At 51.8% G+C, this 20,022-nt stretch carries 16 protein-coding genes and 1 pseudogene; 9 read left to right on the forward strand and 8 right to left on the reverse strand.

Annotated features, from left to right (window positions below; translation table 11 throughout):
- Nucleotides 1–52: 52 nt before the first annotated feature.
- The 4 genes from QRY16_RS00955 (at nt 53) to yciH (ending at nt 2,777) form a co-directional block, all read left to right on the forward strand.
- Nucleotides 53–358 carry a LapA family protein gene (locus QRY16_RS00955; protein ID WP_289775314.1) on the forward strand — a complete coding sequence of 102 codons (306 nt, stop codon included), beginning with the start codon at nt 53–55 and terminating at the stop codon, nt 356–358.
- Between the two features lie 6 nt (nt 359–364).
- On the forward strand, nt 365–1,534 hold the full coding sequence (gene lapB, locus QRY16_RS00960; protein ID WP_289775315.1) for a lipopolysaccharide assembly protein LapB: 1,170 nt from the start codon (nt 365–367) through the stop codon (nt 1,532–1,534).
- Between the two features lie 200 nt (nt 1,535–1,734).
- The gene (gene pyrF / locus QRY16_RS00965) at nt 1,735–2,454 is read left to right on the forward strand and encodes an orotidine-5'-phosphate decarboxylase (protein ID WP_193404314.1); all 720 of its coding nucleotides are present in this window, start codon (nt 1,735–1,737) and stop codon (nt 2,452–2,454) included.
- Nucleotides 2,454–2,777: a stress response translation initiation inhibitor YciH gene (yciH, locus tag QRY16_RS00970; protein WP_193404313.1), complete on the forward strand. Its 324-nt coding sequence runs from the start codon at nt 2,454–2,456 to the stop codon at nt 2,775–2,777. The genes pyrF and yciH overlap by 1 nt, the downstream gene beginning before the upstream one ends.
- 60 nt (nt 2,778–2,837) lie before the next feature.
- Here yciH and osmB read toward each other — a convergent pair whose 3' ends face one another.
- Complete coding sequence (gene osmB / locus QRY16_RS00975; RefSeq protein WP_193404312.1) at nt 2,838–3,053, reverse strand: osmotically-inducible lipoprotein OsmB; 216 nt, start codon at nt 3,051–3,053, stop codon at nt 2,838–2,840.
- 303 nt (nt 3,054–3,356) lie between these two features.
- Here osmB and araD point away from each other — a divergent pair, with 303 nt between their 5' ends.
- From araD to QRY16_RS00990, 3 genes and pseudogenes are all read left to right on the forward strand, one after another.
- Nucleotides 3,357–4,055 (forward strand): L-ribulose-5-phosphate 4-epimerase, encoded by a 699-nt coding sequence (gene araD, locus QRY16_RS00980; protein WP_289775316.1) that lies wholly within the window; start codon nt 3,357–3,359, stop codon nt 4,053–4,055.
- Nucleotides 4,056–4,067: 12 nt separating this feature from the next.
- Nucleotides 4,068–4,512, forward strand: a pseudogene (locus QRY16_RS00985) (2-keto-3-deoxygluconate permease); the annotation flags it as partial.
- A gap of 142 nt (nt 4,513–4,654) precedes the next feature.
- On the forward strand, nt 4,655–5,521 hold the full coding sequence (locus QRY16_RS00990) for a crotonase/enoyl-CoA hydratase family protein (RefSeq protein WP_193404310.1): 867 nt from the start codon (nt 4,655–4,657) through the stop codon (nt 5,519–5,521).
- A gap of 15 nt (nt 5,522–5,536) precedes the next feature.
- On the opposite strand, the gene pdeR is transcribed toward QRY16_RS00990, so the two are convergent.
- The 5 genes from pdeR to QRY16_RS01015 form a co-directional block, all read right to left on the reverse strand.
- Nucleotides 5,537–7,522 carry a cyclic di-GMP phosphodiesterase gene (gene pdeR, locus QRY16_RS00995; protein WP_289775317.1) on the reverse strand — a complete coding sequence of 662 codons (1,986 nt, stop codon included), beginning with the start codon at nt 7,520–7,522 and terminating at the stop codon, nt 5,537–5,539.
- Nucleotides 7,523–7,681: 159 nt separating this feature from the next.
- Nucleotides 7,682–7,972 (reverse strand): YbdD/YjiX family protein, encoded by a 291-nt coding sequence (locus QRY16_RS01000; protein WP_289775318.1) that lies wholly within the window; start codon nt 7,970–7,972, stop codon nt 7,682–7,684.
- Complete coding sequence (locus tag QRY16_RS01005; RefSeq protein ID WP_289775319.1) at nt 7,965–10,031, reverse strand: carbon starvation CstA family protein; 2,067 nt, start codon at nt 10,029–10,031, stop codon at nt 7,965–7,967. The genes QRY16_RS01000 and QRY16_RS01005 overlap by 8 nt, the downstream gene beginning before the upstream one ends.
- Nucleotides 10,032–10,220: 189 nt before the next feature.
- On the reverse strand, nt 10,221–12,155 hold the full coding sequence (locus tag QRY16_RS01010; protein ID WP_289775320.1) for an exoribonuclease II: 1,935 nt from the start codon (nt 12,153–12,155) through the stop codon (nt 10,221–10,223).
- Nucleotides 12,156–12,269: 114 nt separating this feature from the next.
- On the reverse strand, nt 12,270–14,573 hold the full coding sequence (locus QRY16_RS01015) for an FdhF/YdeP family oxidoreductase (protein ID WP_289775321.1): 2,304 nt from the start codon (nt 14,571–14,573) through the stop codon (nt 12,270–12,272).
- Between the two features lie 246 nt (nt 14,574–14,819).
- On the opposite strand from QRY16_RS01015, the gene QRY16_RS01020 reads away from it, so the two are divergent.
- A complete protein-coding gene (locus QRY16_RS01020; RefSeq protein WP_289775322.1) occupies nt 14,820–16,406 on the forward strand; it encodes a PTS transporter subunit EIIC in 1,587 nt (528 codons plus the stop codon).
- A 209-nt stretch (nt 16,407–16,615) separates the two neighbouring features.
- Nucleotides 16,616–16,945, forward strand: coding sequence for an anti-adapter protein IraP (gene iraP, locus QRY16_RS01025; protein WP_193404303.1), 330 nt, complete (start codon nt 16,616–16,618; stop codon nt 16,943–16,945).
- A gap of 78 nt (nt 16,946–17,023) precedes the next feature.
- Here iraP and QRY16_RS01030 read toward each other — a convergent pair whose 3' ends face one another.
- Entirely contained in the window at nt 17,024–17,350 is a 327-nt protein-coding gene (locus tag QRY16_RS01030; protein WP_289775323.1) for a four-helix bundle copper-binding protein, read from the reverse strand.
- 161 nt (nt 17,351–17,511) lie between these two features.
- Nucleotides 17,512–19,923: a membrane-bound PQQ-dependent dehydrogenase, glucose/quinate/shikimate family gene (locus QRY16_RS01035; protein WP_289775324.1), complete on the reverse strand. Its 2,412-nt coding sequence runs from the start codon at nt 19,921–19,923 to the stop codon at nt 17,512–17,514.
- Nucleotides 19,924–20,022 lie beyond the last annotated feature (99 nt).

The raw sequence follows: 20,022 nt of genomic DNA on the forward strand, positions 1-20,022 counted from the left end.
TTGCAGTAATTTTGGCATAATTATTCCCGATAACCTCACAACAGGATGCACTGTGAAATATTTGCTGATTTTTTTAGTGGTTTTGGTCATCTTCATCATTTCCGTCACCTTAGGCGCGCATAACGATCAGGTCATCACCTTTAACTATCTGCTCGCACAGGGCCAATTCCGTATCTCTACCTTACTGGCAGCCTTGTTTGGCGCAGGATTTTTGCTCGGCTGGGCAATTTGCGGTTTGTTCTGGTTACGCGTCCGCGTTTCGTTGGCAAATGCACAGCGCAAAGTAAAACGTATGCAGGCGCAAATTGAACAGGGCAGTACGTCAATGACGACGACATCATCGTCTGCCCGGGAATAATCGTCCATGCTTGAATTGCTGTTTCTGTTGCTTCCAATTGCTGCTGCGTACGGCTGGTATATGGGCCGACGTAGTGCGCAGCAGGGCAAGCAACAGGAAGCGAACCGCTTATCTCGCGAATATGTCACGGGTGTGAACTTCCTGCTGTCCAACCAGCAAGATAAAGCGGTTGATCTGTTTCTGGATATGCTGAAAGAGGACAGCGGCACGGTTGAGGCTCACCTTACGTTAGGTAACTTATTCCGTTCGCGTGGCGAAGTTGATCGTGCCATTCGTATCCATCAGTCATTAATGGAAAGCGCGTCTCTGAGCTACGATCAGCGTTTACTTGCCATTCAGCAGTTAGGGCGCGATTACATGGCTGCCGGTCTTTATGACCGTGCAGAGGACATGTTCAAGCAATTAACTGATGAAACAGATTTTCGTCTCAGCGCATTACAACAGCTATTGCTGATTCACCAGGCTACCAGCGACTGGCAGCAGGCAATAGACGTTGCCGAGCGTTTAGTTAAATTAGGTAAAGATAAACAAAAAGGCGAAATTGCCCATTTTTATTGCGAACTCGCGTTGCAGGCGATGAGCAGCGACGATCTCGATCGCGCCATGAATTTACTGAAAAAGGGCGAAGCCGCCGATCGGCAAAGTGCGCGTATTTCTATCATGATGGGTCGCATCCTGATGGAGAAGGGCGATTATGCCAAAGCCGTTGGACATTTGCAGCGTGTGCTTGATCAGGATAAAGAGTTAGTGAGTGAAACACTCCCTATGCTGGAAACCTGTTTCCAGCGCCTGAACCAGCCGGAAGCCTGGGCTGATTTTCTGCAGCGTTGCGTTGAAGAAAACACCGGGGCTGCGGCCGAGCTTTACCTGTCCGAAATACTTGAGCAGCAGCAGGGCCCGGAAGCGGCGCAGCTGTATATCAATCGACAATTACAACGTCATCCCACGATGCGGGTGTTTCATCGCCTGATGGATTTCCACCTGCACGAAGCTGAAGACGGGCGCGCAAAAGAAAGCCTTATGGTATTACGCGATATGGTGGGCGAGCAGATTCGCACCAAACCGCGCTATCGCTGCCAAAAATGTGGCTTCACTGCACATGCGCTTTACTGGCATTGTCCTTCCTGCCGTACCTGGTCCTCTGTAAAACCCATTCGTGGTCTCGACGGACAATAAAGCGGGGGGATTGCAGAGCGAAAGCACGTCGGCACATATTTTAGTTACAACATACAAATAAAAATACTTATTCCATTGCCAGCATCGAGCAGCTTCTTGTCATACAGGCAAGAACAGCGATTGTGATGATGCAGGGCCGCAGGTAGAATGCTTGCCGTTTGAATCATGCGCCTGCGGGTGCCCACTGCAGAGGAAATGCTATGCCTTCACCCCAAACTGTGACCGCTTCGCCGATTCTGGTGGCGCTCGATTATCACGACCTTAATAGCGCGTTACGTTTTGTTGACCAGATCGATCCTCGCAGTTGCCGACTGAAAGTGGGCAAAGAGATGTTCACCTTATTTGGCCCAACGCTGGTAAAAGACCTGCAACAGCGCGGTTTCAATGTATTCCTTGATCTCAAATTTCATGATATTCCAAACACTACCGCGCATGCTGTTGCCGCAGCCGCCGATCTTGGCGTCTGGATGGTGAACGTGCATGCCAGCGGCGGGGCGCGAATGATGAATGCCGCACGTGAAGCGTTAATACCGTTTGGCAAAGATGCCCCGTTGCTTATCGCTGTTACGGTATTAACCAGCATGGATGCCGACGATCTTAAAGGTTTGGGTATTACGCTCACGCCAGCAGAACAGGCGGAGCGGCTGGCAAAATTAACCGCCGAATGTGGACTTAACGGGGTAGTGTGTTCCGCCCATGAAGCCGGACGTTTCAGGCAGGCAATAGGACAGGATTTTACGCTAGTCACGCCAGGTATTCGTCCGGCGGGTAGCGATGCCGGCGATCAGCGCCGCATTATGACGCCACAACAGGCGAAACAGGCTGGCGTAGACTATATGGTAATTGGGCGTCCGATCACCCAATCAGCCGATCCGGCCGCTACCCTGCAATCCATTCTGCACAGCCTGGGAGAAGCTTAATGAGTCGCGATAATCCTCTGGTGTATTCGACCGGTGTGGGGCGCATAGAACAGCCGCAGCCTAAAGCCGAACGGCCTAAAGGTGATGGCATCGTTCGCATACAGCGACAGACCAGTGGCCGTAAAGGTAAAGGCGTCTGCCTGATTACTGGTATCGATTTGGATGATGCGGCATTAACCCAGCTTACCGCTGAGCTGAAGAAAAAATGCGGCTGCGGTGGTTCATTAAAAGATGGCGTTATCGAAATCCAGGGTGATAAACGTGATCTGCTCAAAAATCTGCTGGAAGCGAAGGGGATGAAGGTCAAGCTGGCGGGCGGTTAAGGCAATGAATCGGGCTAGTTAGTTAGCCCGATGTACAGGTAGCCGCGTTTAATTAGGCTATTAATGGACCTGATGACCGATAATACCGCCTACCGCTGCACCGCCCACGGTGCCAAGCCCGCTGCCATTAGTCAGAACAGAACCACCAATGGCGCCAGCACCGGCCCCAATAGCCGTATTGCGATCGCGCTTCGACCAGTTTGAACAACCGCTTAACGCGACAATCAACGTGGTAGCAAGAACGGCTGCACTAATTCGCTTCATTGTAATTGTCATAAACTTCTCCTTTAGTGTGCTCACAGAGGCAACACGTTAAGTATAGCGCCGAAATAAATTTCACCCGCTACCGTCATTCTGTTACCCCTCCCTTAAGAGCATTAAACCCAGGCAAACAGGGCCGCTCTATATTTGAAAATATTTTAAACATTCTGTGAAATTTCCGAAGGCAGACAATTCTCAATTCACACCACAATTTTGCTTTCATAGCCAATTCATTCTGCGTTTATAGCTATTTGCTCCATAACCTTTTACCCGCTTGCTCCGCAAACTTTAAGCACGATTGTCAGCCGGAGAAAAGGAATGCTGGAACAGCTTAAACAACAGGTTTTAGAAGCCAATCTGGATTTGCCCAAATATAATTTAGTGACGTTTACCTGGGGAAATGTCAGCGCTATCGATCGCGAGCAAAACCTGCTGGTAATCAAACAGTCGGGTGTGCGTTACGACGTAATGAAGCGGGATGATATGGTAGTGGTTGATCTTGCTACCGGTGAAGTCGTTGAAGGGGACAAACGTCCTTCTTCTGACACGGCAACCCATCGCGCGCTTTACCTTGCCTGGCCAGAAGTTGGCGGTATTGTGCATACACATTCGCGCCACGCCACGATCTGGGCGCAGGCGGGACGCGCAATACCTGCATGGGGAACTACCCATGCGGATGATTTTTATGGCGAAATCCCCTGTACGCGTGCAATGCGCGATCAGGAAATTAAAAGCGAATATGAATGGAATACCGGCGAAGTGATTATTGAGACCTTTGCTCAACGTGAACTCTCTCCCAGTGCTATTCCCGCTGTGCTGGTTAATTCGCACGGACCTTTCGCATGGGGAAAAGACGCACATGCTGCTGTTCACAGCGCTGTAATATTAGAAGAAGTGGCTTATATGGGTTTATTCAGCCAGCAATTAACCGCCAGCTTGCCGCCGATTCAGCAAACCTTGCTTGATCTCCATTATCTGCGCAAACACGGTGAAAATGCCTGGTATGGACAAAAGTAAATAACCTAAAGGGGTTTTGCGCTGGGTAATCCCGACCCGGAACGACGTGAATTTTTTGGCAAAGCGGTACATACGCTGATCCCGTTCTTCGCTTTTGCCTTAGGCAATACGATTAACCTGGCGGTGGTTGCCGAAACCGGCTTGCTGGGCATTATGCCTGGTGTTGCGGTGAATTATAATTACCGGCATTCCGTTAATCATCACCGATCGCCTTATTGGTGGTGGTGATGGAACCGCAGGTATCGCCGCGTCCAGTACCGCAGGTACTGCCGTCGCCACGCCGGTATTAATTGCTGAAATGCTGCCCCAGTTTAAACCGGTTACACCTGCCGCAACTGCACTTGTTGCGACTTCAGTTATTGTCACTTCCGTCCTGGTACCGATTATCATCGCTGTTTATTCAAAACGCGTTAAGCGTTCGCAGATTGCGATAAGTCAACGCGCGGCCATTAAGTAACCCTCCTAATCAATCCCTGATAGACGTGTCGGGGATACCTCTGGATTTCGTGTTATAAATCAATCACTCATTTGGTCTGGCCTCGCTCTGCATTACGCTGATGTAGCGTAAAAAACGCATCTAATAAACAGAGGATGAGACTATGACAGTAATTAACCAAGCAACTTGCAGATTGTTTACCGAAGTCGGACATACCACACAGTTGGTGGCTTATTACGAGGAAGGACGCCGCACCATGTGGATGATGTTGCGGGCGCAACCGCGTCCCAGCTTCAATCATGAATTGATCGAGGAAATCATGAACCTGAGTTACGCCGCTCAGCGTTCGGGCTTGCCGATTGATTTCTGGGTAACTGGCTCGCTGGTGCCGCAGATGTTTAATGCGGGCGGTGATTTACGCTTTTTTGTCGAGTGCATTCGCAATAATCGTCGCGAGGCTTTACGTGCTTATGCCCGCGCCTGTGTGGATTGCATTCACTCAGCAGCGCGTGGGTTCGATACCGGTGCGGTAACGTTAGCAATGATTGAAGGCAGTGCATTAGGCGGTGGATTTGAAGCCGCACTGGCACACCATTTTATCCTGGCGCAAAACAATGCACGCATGGGCTTCCCTGAAATCGCCTTTAACCTGTTTCCGGGCATGGGCGGATATTCGTTGGTGGCTCGTCGTGCAGGTATGAAACTGGCGGAAGAGCTAATCTGTGAAGGGGAATCACACAGCGCCGAATGGTTCGAAACGCGCGGCCTGGTCGACAAAGTGTTCCAGCCGGGCGAGAGTTATCGCGCCACGCGTACGTTCATTGACACCCTCCGCCCTAAACTGAATGGCGTGCGGGCAATGCTCAAAGCGCGTCAGCGCGTACTGCAACTGTCGCGCGCTGAGCTAATGGACATCACTGAAGATTGGGTTGATTTTGCTTTCACCATTGAACCAAAAGATATTGCTTATATGGAACGTCTGGTGCAATTACAAAACCGCCATAGCGCTTCGTTGCGTAAAGCGGGATAGTAATATAAGCCAGCGTTAAACGCGGGCAGGATGCTTAGCCAGCCAATGCCCAAACTGCTCTGCGGGCATTGGTTTTGCATAGTAGTAACCCTGGCGTCCATCAACTCCGCTATTGAGAACAAATTTTTCTTCAGCTTCAGTTTCAATGCCTTCAGCAATCACCTGCAAATCAAGTGCCTTGGCTACGGCAAAAATCGCACGAACCAGCGACTGTGAAACCGGTTGTTGATTAATATTACGAATAAAGCTCTGATCGAGCTTAATAGCGTTGATTGGCATACGGGCTAACTGTGACAGCGACGAATAACCCGTACCAAAATCGTCAAGATGAACCTGAGCACCCAGCGCCTGAAACTGTTTCATTAGCGTCAGGGCTTCGGCTTCATTCTCAATCAGGCAGCTTTCGGTCAGCTCAATATCGATTGGGCAATCGCTCAGTCCGGCGTCGGTTAAGGCTTGTTTCAGATCACAATAAATACTTTTATCGAGCAGCTGACGCGCCGAAACATTCACCGCCACGCGCAGGTCAATATCCTGCTGACGCCAGGTAAGCACCTGTTGCAGGACGTTGAGCATAACCCAGCGCCCCAGCGGGACGATCAATCCGGACTCTTCCGCGTATGGAATAAATTCTGCGGGAGACACCATGCCACGCTCCGGCGAGTTCCAGCGCACTAACGCTTCTGCGCTGCGCACTTCGCCATCGCTGTCGATTTTTGGCTGGTAAAATACGATTAAATGATCAAGCACAAGTGCTTTGCGTAAGTTGGTGTCCAGCCATAAATATTCAAACACGCGCTGATTCATCTCAGCGGTGAACACACAAAATTTACCGCGACCGTTCTCTTTGGCGTGGTACATCGCCGTATCGGCATTACGGATCAGGCTTTCGCGATCTTCACCGTGCAGCGGGGCGAGGGCAATACCAATGGAACAGCCGCTATACACTTCGATCAGCCCAATGCGGAATGGCTGGTGCAGGCGATCCAGAATGCGGGATGACATCGCTTCCAGAGAAGCCTGGCTGGTATGTTCTGCCAGCACCACAAACTCATCTCCACCCAGCCGCCCTAGCGTTTGATCTTTATCCAGGCAGCTTAAAATCGCCAGCGACACGGCTTGTAACAGCTGATCGCCAAACATGTGCCCATAGGCGTCGTTAACTTTCTTAAAGTTATCCAGATCGAGGTACACGACACCCGTTTCATCGTCACCTGCCTGTTCCAGTGCCTGGCTCATCCGTTGCTGAATAGCATTGCGATTAGGTAGGCCCGTCACCGTATCGGTGTTTGCCAGCACCCGCAGGCGTTCCTGAGCGCGCCTTTCCTCTGTTATGTCCATTCCTGAACAGATGAGAAAAATTTCATTTTTCCCGCTACCGCTGTGCACGAACTTATTACGAAACAGAAACAATCGCTGGCCCTTTTTGGTTTTAATCCAGCGTTCTACTTCATAAGAGTTGCCATCACGAAAGAAACCGGCAATGTTGCGACGCGAAGCCGCAGCTTCCTGTTTACTCATAAAAAGCTGAAAAACGTTGCGCCCGATGACTTCATGCTCATGCAGGCCGGTATATTCTTCACTCAGGCGGTTAAATCGTTGAATATTGCCGCGTTGATCGAGAATAACGATGACCGAATTGGCTTCTGAAACCACCTGCTCAGCAAAAGAGAGACCCTGCGTTAAATCACGCGCCACGGCAGTAGTATCGCCCCAGGCCGACGCTGTACCGCCCCAGCTTGATTGGTTCACCTTACGACCAACGAAATGCATTGGCACGGGTACGCCATGCAGCGGTAGCGTCAGGTTAATACTGGAGGTGATAACCGGCATGCTGCGCAATAAACTGGCCTGACCCGGCGTTAACGGCAGGGCAATATGGGTATTTGATGATTCATCTTCAGCAAAATGCAACGCATCACTGTCCGCGGTGAGACGCCAATGAGGGCTGGTTGTACCAAATAAGGTATACAACAAGGTTTGCCCTTGTTCATCGGTCATGAAACTTCCTCCCGGGGAGTACTTAGTCAGTGTTATCTCATTATTTTAGCAACAGTATTCATCATCAGATGTCAGTACAAGATACAAATCTAATATATTTTTTTGTCCAGCTATAAATGGCACAAAAAAGCCCCGTCAGCGCGGGGCGATAAGAAGTATTTAACAGGGGCATTTTCCCAGTTTGCCAGCCTGGCTGGGAAAACGCGCGTCCAGACAATATCGATGAAATTCGCGTTCCGTCATCGGTGTCTGGTTCGCATGATGACAGCGCATATGCTGTAAATATTTTTGATAATCCTGTACGCCGACCATTAAGCGAAAGCTTTGCTGTAAGCCTCGCCACAACCCACGCCAACTAAAACACGTTGCCGCCGGTGCTGACAACATCAGGCAGCGTTCGATACGCCAGACGCCTTGCGGGCGTAACGCGCGATGAACAGCATCAGACATGACGCACCTCCTTACGAAGCGACGGTTCGGATTCATGTGTTGTTGGAACGTTGCTGTGCAACGCACGACGGATAACAAATATCGCTGCAATCAACATGGTGACAGCAACCAGCATAAAGAAGCCGCACAGCGCCGCGTTGATTTGATTGCTGAACACAATGGTTTGCATATCTGCAATGCTTTTCGCTGGGGCAATAATTACCCCTTCATCCAGCCCTTTGCGGAACTTGTTGACCTGTGCAAGGAAACCAATGGCGGGATTCTCGTGGAAGATTTTCTGCCAGCCAGCGGCCATTGAGGTAATAAACAGCCAAATCGTGGGCAGAATCGTTACCCAGGCGTAACGCTGTTTTTTCATCTTGAACAACACAACTGTACCCAGTATCAATGCCATTGAAGCCAGCATCTGATTGCCGATACCGAACAGCGGCCATAAAGTGTTAATGCCGCCAAGCGGATCAACGACGCCCTGATAGACGAAGAAACCCCAGCCAGCAACCGCCACCGTCGTACCGGCCATACTGCCCAGCCATGATCGGTTATTCGCCATGGATGGCACCACAGTGCCTACAAGATCCTGCACCATAAAACGGCAGGCACGCGTGCCCGCGTCAACCGCAGTCAGAATAAACAACGCCTCGAACAGAATGGCGAAGTGATACCAGAACGCCATCATCACGCGGCTGTTGAATACGTCGGTGATGATGTGCGCCATGCCGACGGCGAAGGTCGGCGCGCCACCAGCACGGGAAAGAATTGAATTTTCGCCAACGTCGCGGGCGATGCCACTGAGCACTTCCGGCGTGACGACAAAGCCCCAGCCATTAATAATCTGCGAGGCGCTCTCCACCGTAGTGCCAATCAACGCCGCCGGGGAGTTCATGGCAAAATACACGCCAGGGTCCAGTACCGAGGCGCAGATTAACGCCATAATCGCCACAAACGACTCCATCAGCATGGCACCGTAGCCGATAAAACGCATATGGCTTTCGCGTTCGACCAGCTTCGGCGTAGTGCCGCTGGACACCAGCGCATGAAACCCGGAAATGGCACCACAGGCGATAGTAATAAACAGGAACGGGAACAGTGCGCCAGAGAAGACCGGGCCGGTACCATCAATAAACCGCGTCACCGCAGGCATTTTCATTTCAGGCATGGCGAAAATAATACCCACCGCCAGCCCAGCGATCACGCCGATTTTCAGGAAGGTTGAAAGATAGTCGCGCGGCGCCAGCAGCAGCCAAACCGGCAGTACTGAGGCAATAAAGCCGTAAATCACCAGCACCCAGGTCAGCGATGTGCCTTTCAGAGTAAAGAACGGTCCCCAGAAAGGATGCTGCGCCACGTCGCCACCATAAATGATGGCGGCCATCATCAGCACGAAGCCAATTAATGACACTTCAGCAATTTTTCCCGGACGGATGAAGCGCATGTAAACGCCCATCAGCAGGGCGATCGGGATAGTCGCAGCAATGGTGAACAGGCCCCAGGGACTGTTTGCCAGTGCTTTGACCACAACCAGGGCCAGCGCGGAGAGAATGATGATCATCACGCCAAGCGCACCCAGCATAGTAATCACGCCAGCAAAGGCTCCCAGTTCCTGACGCGCCATTTCACCCAGCGAACGTCCGTCGCGACGGGTGGAAATGAACAGAATCAGAAAATCCTGCACCGCTCCGGCCATCATTACGCCAACCAGAATCCAGATAGTGCCAGGCAGAAAGCCCATTTGTGCCGCCAGAATCGGCCCAACCAGCGGGCCTGCGCCCGCAATAGCCGCAAAGTGGTGGCCAAACAGCACCCATTTATTGGTGGGAACATAATCCAGACCGTCATTAAGACGCTCAGCTGGCGTGCGACGGCGATCGTCCAGCTCAAAAATATTACGGGCAATAAACAGACTGTAGAAGCGATAGGCGATGCTGTAACAGGCAACAGAGGCGATAACCAGCCATACCGCGTTAACGTGTTCGCCACGGCTTAATGCAAGCATGGCGAAAGCGCCCGCACCTATTAACGCCACCGCTAACCAGACGATGCTGGTTTTGACGTTTTTCATAACTGACTCCTTGTAGAGATCGAGAGAGAAGCGATCGAAAACAACGAGACAAAGGTAATGTAATGGAATGTAAGTGGAAGTTAATCGATGGGGAAGTGTGAGGCGAAGAACAAATTTAACATTTATGCTAACTTTTTCGCAGCCAGGAGAAGAGCGGGACAACCTGAGTTGCCCCGCAGACTTGCCTGCTTATACGGCTGGACGCGCGACGACGCTGCGCGTTTCCATACGCACTTCGGCGATGGTCACATCAATAACATCGGTTACGCGGAAGGCCACTTCGCCTTTGATCTGCACGGTGCCGTTTTCCTGGCTGCACACCAGTTCGTCACGCACCGCGTGAATGAACGGGGCAGGGATAAATGCAACCGCGCCAAATTCAAGCAAACGAACGCGCATACCGCCACGCGACACGTCGATAATCTCAGCGCTGAATTTACGATCGCTACCGGCAAAAGGCGCCAGATAGCGTACATACAGCCAGTCACCTACATCGCGCTCGGCCATACGATTCAGACGGCGACGCTCGCTCATGGTGACGGTCAGCGCATCATCAGGACGGGCAATCTCCTCACCACGAATAATTGCTTTCAGCAGGCGATGGTTGATCATGTCGCCAAATTTACGAATCGGCGAAGTCCAGGTAGCGTACGCCTCAAGTCCCAAACCAAAGTGCGGACCTGGCTCGGTACTGATTTCGGCAAAAGTCTGGAAGCGACGAATGCGGCTGTCGAGGAACTGGGTTGGCTGAGCGTCAAGCTCACGACGCAGCACGCGGAACCCTTCCAGCGTGGTGATCGCTTCTGCGTCCACGGTAATACCGTGGGTTGCCAGCACGGCAGCAGCCTGCTCGGCATTGGTAGTGTCAAAGCCAAGGTGGACGTTGTAAATACCAAAGCCAAGCCGTTCGCGCAGCACACTGGCAGCACAGACGTTAGCCAGGATCATCGCTTCTTCAACAATGCGGTTAGCAATGCGGCGTGGCTCAGCGATAATTTCTAATACTTCGCCTTTTTCACCCAGCAGGAAGCGGTAATCCGGGCGATCTTTGAACACCAATGCATGAGTCTGTCGCCATACACTCCGTGCCAGACAGAGGCGATGCAGTCTGCGAATTTGGTCAGCAATCGCGTCGCTTTCCGGTTTCCATTCGCCGCTGTTTTCCAGCCAGTCAGAAACCTCGTCGTAGACCAGCCTGGCTTTTGATTCAATCCAGGCGGCGAAAAATGCCACATCATCACCCAGGCTGCCATCTTTTGCCACGGTTACGCGACACGCCAGCGCTGGACGACGCACATGCGGACGTAGCGAACAAACGTCATCAGACAATTCGCGTGGCAGCATGGGAATATTAAAGCCCGGCAGATAGTTAGTGAATGCACGTTGCGCCGCCAGTTTATCCAGCTCGCTGCCTTCCGGCACGTAGGCGGTAGGATCGGCGATCGCAATGGTCAGGCGTAATGCGCCATCGGCCATTTCTTCGACATACAGCGCATCATCCATATCTTCGGTGCTGGCGCTGTCGATGGTGACGAAATCCAGCGCGGTCAGATCTTCACGCGATAGATTCTCCTCCAGCATGTCGCCAAAACTGACGTCAGGCGCTTCACGTTCAAGATTATGACGCGACAGCGTTACCCACCAGGGCGCAAGGTGATCGTCAGCGGTAACAATGAATTCCGTCAGTTCAGCATAGAAGCTGCGATCGCCTTTCAGCGGATGGCGGCGCATCTCAGCCACGGCCCAGTCGCCAGCCTGAAAGTCATGCGTCACGCCACGCGCTGGGCGGCATTGGATAGCCTCTTTCAACAGCGGATGATCCGGGACAATAGAAAGGCGATCGTCTTTCTTCTGCACGCGACCAACAAAGCGGCTCAGAAACGGCTCAACCAGCGTTTCTGGCTCTGCGCTTTCCCGGTCTTTGTCGCTGTGGATAATGGCGACAATACGGTCACCGTGCATCACTTTCTTCATCTGCGGAGGCGGAATGAAGTAGCTTTTCTGCGCATCAACTTCGAGGAAGCCGAAGCCTTTTTCGGTGCCTTTTACCACACCTTCGGCGCGAGGCGTTTGCGAGTGGAGCTTCTTTTTGAGCTGCGCGAGCAGCGGGTTATCCTGGAACATAATTTTTTTAGTTTCGTGGCCTAAGAGCGGCTGACAGTTTTACGCGAATCGACGCCGCGCGGCAAGGCAAAAAGCCGGTTAGACCGGCTTTTTAACAAGAGCATAACAAGGTTTTTAGGCAATACGTTGCTCGGGCAAAGCCTGGGTCAGTTCCAGCTTGACAGGTACTGATTTCGAGGTTGGCGTACCGCTGTCGTCACCAAAGCTGTTCAGCGGAACCAGCGGGTTGGTTTCAGGATAATAAGCCGCGAGATTACCGCGCGGAATATTGTACGGAACCAGCCTGAAGCCGCTGACACAGCGGGTTATGCCGTCATTCCACAGCGTTTCAATATCAACCCGTTGCCCCTCACTAAACCCTAGCGCTGCCATGTCATCCGGGTTGATAAACACCACTTCACGTTGACCGTACACGCCGCGATAGCGATCGTCGAGCCCGTAAATCGTGGTGTTATATTGGTCATGCGAGCGCAGGGTTTGCAGAGTAAATGGCACCTCGATATCCAGGTTTGGAAATAACGAGGTTGGCAGCGAAGCCGCGCTAAACTCCGCTTTTTCCGAAGGCGTGTTAAAACGCAGCTCAGCCGCCGCATTGCCGAGATAGAAGCCGCCTGGCTGGTCGCATTTCTCATTAAAGTTGGCGAAACCGGGAAGCGTGGCAGCAATATGATCGCGGATCAGATTGTAGTCAGCAGCCAGATCCCGCCATTTCACTTTATCGTCACCCAAAACAGCATGGGCAATTCCTGCCACAATCGCGGTTTCTGAGCGCTGCGTCTCTGCCAGAGGAATACCAATACCTTCTGAGGCGTGGACCATGCTGAAGGAGTCCTCGACGGTAATAAACTGGTTACCTGTCGCCTGTTCATCACGCTCAGTGCGGCCCAGAGTGGGCAGAATTAAACTTTCCTGACCCGGTACCAGATGACTGCGGTTCAGTTTGGTACTGATATGCACGGTTAAACCACAACGCGATAATGCCGTTTCGGTACGCGGTGAGTCCGGCGCGGCCGCCGCGAGATTGCCGCCAAGCGCAATCAGCACGTTAACCTCATTGCGTAGCATGGCGTTTAAAGCTTCAACGGTGTTATGGCCGGGCGCCCGCGGAGGCTCAAAACCGAAATGCGTACCCAGCGCATCAAGGAACGCTTTGCCGGGTTTCTCATCGATCCCCATAGTACGGTTGCCCTGTACATTACTGTGACCGCGAACCGGACACAGGCCAGCCCCTTTCTTGCCCAGTTGACCAAACAGCAGCTGCAGGTTAACGATTTCACGCACCGTATCAACCGAATGTTTGTGCTGAGTAATGCCCATGGCCCAGGCACAAATTACGCGGTCGGCGCTTTGGTAGATAGCGGCAGCTTCGCGGATTTGCGCTTCACTCAAACCAGATTGCGCCACGATATGCGCCCAGTCGGTGGTATCTACCGCGTCAAGATAAGCGTCCACGCCCTGCGTTTTTGCATTCAGAAAAGCCTGGTCAAACAGACCGCTTTCACCCGCCGCCAGTCGGGCGCGATGGGTTTCCAGCAGCGTTTTCACCATGCCGCGGATCGCCGCCATATCCCCGCCCAGATTCGGCTGGTAATAGGCCGAGCTGATGGTGCCCGCCATTGATGTGACAATTTCCAGAGGCTTCTGCGGATCGGCAAAACGTTCAAGGCCACGCTCGCGCAGGGTATTAAACGTGACAATTTTTGCCCCGTGATCGGCGGCATGGCGCAAGCTATGCAGCATACGCGGATGATTAGTGCCGGGATTCTGACCAAAGACGAAAATCGCGTCGGCGTGATCAAAATCGTCCAGACGAATAGTGCCTTTGCCTACGCCAATACTGCGCTTCAGGCCGGTGCCGCTGGCTTCGTGACACATGTTTGAACAGTCAGGAAAATTATTGGTGCCCAGCAGACGACCAAACAGTTGATACAGCCAGGAGGCTTCATTACTGGCGCGTCCGGAAGTATACAGCTCTATCTGGTCAGGATTATCCATCGCTTTGATGTGACGCGCGATCAGCGCAAAGGCGTCGTCCCAGCTAACAGGTTCGTAGTGATCGCTTTTGGCGTTATAGCGCAGCGGCTGGGTTAAACGTCCTTGATATTCAAGAAAATAATCGCTTTGCGCATACAGCGTGGTCACGCTGTGCTTAGCGAAAAATTCACCATCAACCACACGACGCGTCGCTTCCCAGGTCACGGCTTTTGCCCCGTTTTCACAGAAGCTGAAGGTACTTTTATTGTCATCACCCCATGCACAGCCTAGGCAATCAAAACCGCGTGCTTTGTTCATGCGCAGCAGGTTACGCATATTTTTCAGTGCAGCTTTGCTGTCAAAGACGAAACGCGTGGTGGCTTCCAGTGAACCCCAACCGCCCGCAGCCGCGCGGTAAGGTTTGATTTTGCGTTTAAATTTCATAGTGCAGGCTTATATATTGTAGGAAGTTTGTTATTGGGATATGGCTTAATAGTAAAGGAAAGTGTGCAGCTCGCAGGAAAAGTTGTCTAATTGATTGACTTAATGGTGCGATAGCTGCTGTTTATCGTGCACGGGATTCAAATGTGATAGAAGTCAAATTTTACGGGTGATTAACCCGGCGATGACGGGTGAACTTTCAACATCGCGCTAATACTGTTTTTTCACCACAGAAAAGGGCGCGACACCATGAAACAGCTCACCAGCCAGATTCATGCTTTTGGCAAAGCGTTGATGATGCCAATCTCTGTCATTGCCGCTGCGGGGATATTTCTCGGCCTGGCCGCGGCGATGCAGAACCCGGCGATCACCGGCGATGCGTTTGCACAGATGCAGGTGCCACAGTTAATCATTGGCTTTATTCGCAAAGTGGCTGGCGCGCTGTTTGCCAACCTGCCGGTATTTTTCGCAGTTGCCAGCGCCATCGGGTTAGCTAAGGCAGAAAAACCCACTGCCGCTTTTGCTGCGGTGATTGGTTATCTGGCCATGAACGTGGGTATCAATGCCACTCTGGCGGCAAAAGGCTTAACCGCCGCTACCACCACGCCGGACGCGCTGCAGCAGGCAGGCATGGATCAAACCACTGCAATGATGACGTCGGCTGAGTATATCGAGATGCTTGGCGTTTTTACGTACAACATGAGCGTTCTCGGCGGGGTAATTGCGGGTCTGGTCACCGTCGTGCTGCACAATCGTTTTTATACCCAACAACTGCCGACGGCGATCAGCTTCTTTGGCGGCCGTCGCTTCGTGCTGATTGTGACCGTTGTCTGTCTGCCGTTGATTGGGGTGTTACTGGCGCTAATCTGGCCAACGATTGGGGAAGGTATTGCCTGGATCGGGCAGATGATTGGCAAAAGCGGTCAATACGGCGCGTTCTTACTCGGCGCCTTCGAGCGCATCTTAATTCCCACCGGTTTGCACCATATTCTGAATGAAACGGTGCGTTTCACCCCGATTGGCGGTATGGCAACGGTCGATGGGCAAAGTATTGTCGGCGCGCTCAATATCTTTAATACCTCATTAACCAATCCAGGCATGATCCCGGATAACACCCTGCGCGCTGCCACACAATTTCTGGCACAAGGCAAGATTCCTGTGATGATGTTTGGTTTACCGGCGGCAGCGCTGGCGATTTATCACACCGCGCGACCGGAACATAAACAGCGCGTCAAAGCGCTGGTGATGGCAGGCGCATTAACTTCATTTACCACAGGCATCACCGAACCGCTGGAGTTCTGCTTCATCTTCGTCTCACCGGTACTCTATTTATTACATGCTTTTCTGACGGGCCTGTCGTTTATGTTGATGTCGATGCTGCATCTGATGATCGGCAACGTGCAGGGTGGCGCAATCGACTTGATCGTGTTTGGTATTCTCGGCGGCAGCAAAACCCACTGGTGGTGGACACTGGTGCTCGGGGGCCTGTATGCGCCGCTCTATTATTACGCTTTCCGTTTTGTTATTACCCGCATGAACGTCGAAACGCCGGGACGCGAATCCGGTGATGAAAAGCCACAGGCGGTTGCCGCCGATGAACGGACGCAGGTAATCATCAGCGGGTTAGGCGGGCAGGCTAATATTGAGGATGTTGACTGCTGCTTTACCCGCTTACGCGTGCGCGTCAAAGACATGAAAGAAGTAGTCGATCAAACCTTAATGAGCACAGGCGCTAATGGCGTTAATCGCGTCAGTGATAATGATGTGCAGGTAATTTATGGCCCGCAGGTAGAAAAAATTGCCAATGAAGTCAAAACAGCGTTAGGCGTAGCGTAAAGCGAAAAGGTAAACATCGAACATCCTTTATTTATTGTGATGATTAAAATGCCCTGTTTAATAACGGCTGGAAAATTAAGCGCCCGGTAATATTCAGATAAGTCGGAGGGTGAGCTGTTCATGTAGCATATTAATCGCCTTTTCAGGTATGCTGAGTATATTCAGCGCTAAGCGCCCATTGTTTTTCTGAATAAATGCCAGGAGGTCAGATGAATAATGTCATACTGAGTATGCTCGCTAAGATTTCAAAGATGGACGCTCAGGCAAAACAGCTAGCCGCTCGGGTAGAAGCGCAATCGTTAATGATGAGTGCGTTGCTTTTTACCATCGGTCAAAGCGGTGGGATTAATGAACTCATTGGCAGCGTGAATAAAGCAATCAACTCCGTGCGAGTTGATCTAAACGATCCTTGCCAGGCTGAAACAGAATTACTGCTGCAAGAGTTCGAGGATATGGTTAAAGTTTCTCAACTTATTGCCCGCGAGAATGACGTTTTGAATACAGGTGATGCAGGTCCATTTGAAACAAAAACCACTTGATAGTCGCCCCTTCGTTTAGGATTGTACCTTTCCTTAACGCAGGAAAAACAACCGCCTGACAGGCGGTTGTTTTTCACTTTATGCGGCCATTTTTTGACAAGCTTCTGCACAATGCAGACAGGCTTTAGAACATTTCTGGCAATGATCATGCTGATGTTTCCCACACTCTTCACCACATTGCCGACATATATCGGCACAAATCGCGCATAATTCTTTCGCTGACTGACTATCCAGCGCCATAAATTGCGCGCTCAGGCGACATATATTGGCGCACTGCATATCCAGACGGATACAGTCGCGCATCATTTCCAGATCTTCTTCTTTCAGACAAGAGGCTGCACAGTTATCACAGGCAGCGGCACATAAATAGCAGGCTTCAATACAATTGCGATATTGTTCAGGCATAACGCCTCCTTATTTAGATTCTGTTTAAGCCTGGAAGCGACAGTCACTTTATGCAAATAATTAATGCATTAAAAACTTTTACTGCATATGAATTATGGGTAATAACCAGGCTCAGACTATTAATAAAAGGGCTGCAAGCACCGCAGCCCTGAAAGAATGAATTAATGTGCAGGAAGCGCATAGGCCATCAGAGAATCACCCGAGCGGGTACCCAGCCCGCCGTGACCACCGGCGGCGATAACGACATATTGTCGCCCATCTTCCCCCATGTAAGTCATTGGCGTAGCCTGTCCGCCAGCCGGTAAACGGGTGCGCCACAGTTCTCGTCCGCTGGTTTCGTCATAAGCACGCAGGTAATCATCGGCGGTTGCGCCCATGAAAATCAGCCCGCTTTGCGTAATGACGTTGCCACCCATCATAAAGATACCGGTAGGCAGCGGTGCGTTGGTATGGGTACCAAAAATATTCATGTCGCGCGTGGTGCCAGCCGGACGCTCCCAAATCACTTTGCGACTGGTCAGATCGATAGCGTAAATTTTGCCCCATGGTGGCATGCTACACGGCGCGCCTAATACGCCAAGCCACGGTTTGACTACCGCTGCCCACGGCGTGCCATATTGCGGACCTACCGCAAACTCTTTTGGTTTTGGATAGGGTTGCCCGCTGGCCCAGCCAGCCCATTTCTGCATTAGCCCTTGCTTGATGGCTTCATCGCTTTTCATCATTTGCATGGTGAAAGGAATGTAGCTGGTATTGGCGATCATCACGTTATGGCGTGGATCGACTGACGCACCATACCAGTCCATCACGCCATCAAAGGCGGGGTAAGCAATGGACGTTCCGGCTGCTGGCGGCGTGAAATTGCCTTGATAGCGATAACGATGGAACTGAATGCGGCACAACAGCTGATCAAAAGGCGTCGCGCCCCAGGTCTCGCTGGCTTTTAACACCGGTGGGCCAAGATCCGGCATACCAACGGAATCCGGCTGGGTGGGCGAAAGTCGCTCACCGGGTAGCGAAGGCGATGACGGCACCGGCTTTTCATTTACCTGCGCCAGCGGCTTACCGGTACGGCGATCCAGCATAAAAATCTGTCCCATTTTAGTCGTTTGCACCAGCGCAGGAACGGTGCTGCCATTCGATGAGGGCAAATCCACTAAGGTTGGGCCGATCGGCAAGTCAAAGTCCCAGACATCGTGATGCACCGTCTGGAAATGCCACTTTTCTTCACCGCTGTGAATATCGAGCGCCACAATCGCGCTGGAATATTTCTCGTCGAAAGGACGTCTGCCGGCACCGTAATAGTCTGGCGTTGCATTGCCTAGCGGGATATAGATCAAACCCAGCTTCGCATCGGCAGTGTAAGTTCCCCAGCCATTTGGTGTTCCGCGCGTATAGGTTTCACCCGGCTTTAATGGTGCATTGGCTGGATTTCTACCCATATCCCATGCCCAGCTCAGTTTGCCGGTTTTTTCATCATAAGCGCGGATCACGCCCGACGGTTCCCCGGTGGCTTGGTTATCGTAAATCCAGCCTCCTAACACAATGCGTCCATCCATCACCATGGGCTGCGAAGTGATGTAGTGGAAACCAGGCGGCACGTCGCCCATATGGTCGGTCAGGCTGACATAACCATGATCGCCAAAGGACTCACAAGGTTTACCGGTACGGGCATTCAGCGCCACCATGCGCGCATCCGCCGTGGTAGTGATAATTTTTTCCGGGCAGGTAGCGTCACTTTCAACCTGACTCCACGCTACGCCACGACAGGCAAGATATTCATTGGCCGCGGTGTTTGCTTTCGGTTCAAACTTCCAGCGCTGTTTTCCGCTGGTCGCATCCAATGCAATCACGGCACGGTGGGGCGTACAGATATACAGGCTATTGCCGACTTTGATCGGAGTGACTTCAAAACTGAATTCGCGTCCGGCTTTGTCTTCACCTTTACGCATAACATCACCCGTGTCATAACGCCACGCGGGTTTCAGCTTACTGACGTTTTGCGGCGTGATTTGCGTTAGCGGTGAGAATCGTTGTCCGGCGGCCGTGCGGCCATAATGCTTCCAGTCATTATCATTATCGGGTGTGGCGCTGTTTTGCCCGATTTGCGTAGCGGGGAAGGGCTGATGATGAATGAAGCGCGCGTCAGTGACCTGCCAGCCGCTATACAGAATGCCAACGATAGCGAGGAGATAAATAAACCCGGCACCCAGAGTTGCACGGCGTTGCGCAGGCACGGCGACAACAGGACGCACCACCCAAGGCATACACAACCAGATGCCAAGGATTGCCAGTGCAAGCAGACGAGGCAGCAGCTGCCAGCCATCTAGTCCCACTTCGGCTAATGACCAAATCATCACGATCAGGAAGGTGAGCAGATAAAGCCAAATGCCAGCCGATCGACGACGTAAAATGAAGATTCCACTGATTAAAAAACCGATGCCAAAAAGCAGGTACCAGGGTGTACCGCCTGAAACTGCCAGCCAGCCGCCGAGTATCAGATAAGCCAGTCCAGACAGGCTAACCAGAATACCGCTAAGCGTTGGCCATAAACGAAACCATGTTGATGTCACTGTGCGTCCCTCTGTAAATGATTGTCAAACAAGCGTATAAAAAAACTGACAATTTGCAGCCGAAAACCGGAAACCCCCGGCTTTTTTGGCAAAATACCC

This window comes from Mixta mediterraneensis (genome assembly GCF_030283135.1).
Lineage (GTDB): Bacteria > Pseudomonadota > Gammaproteobacteria > Enterobacterales > Enterobacteriaceae > Pantoea > Pantoea mediterraneensis.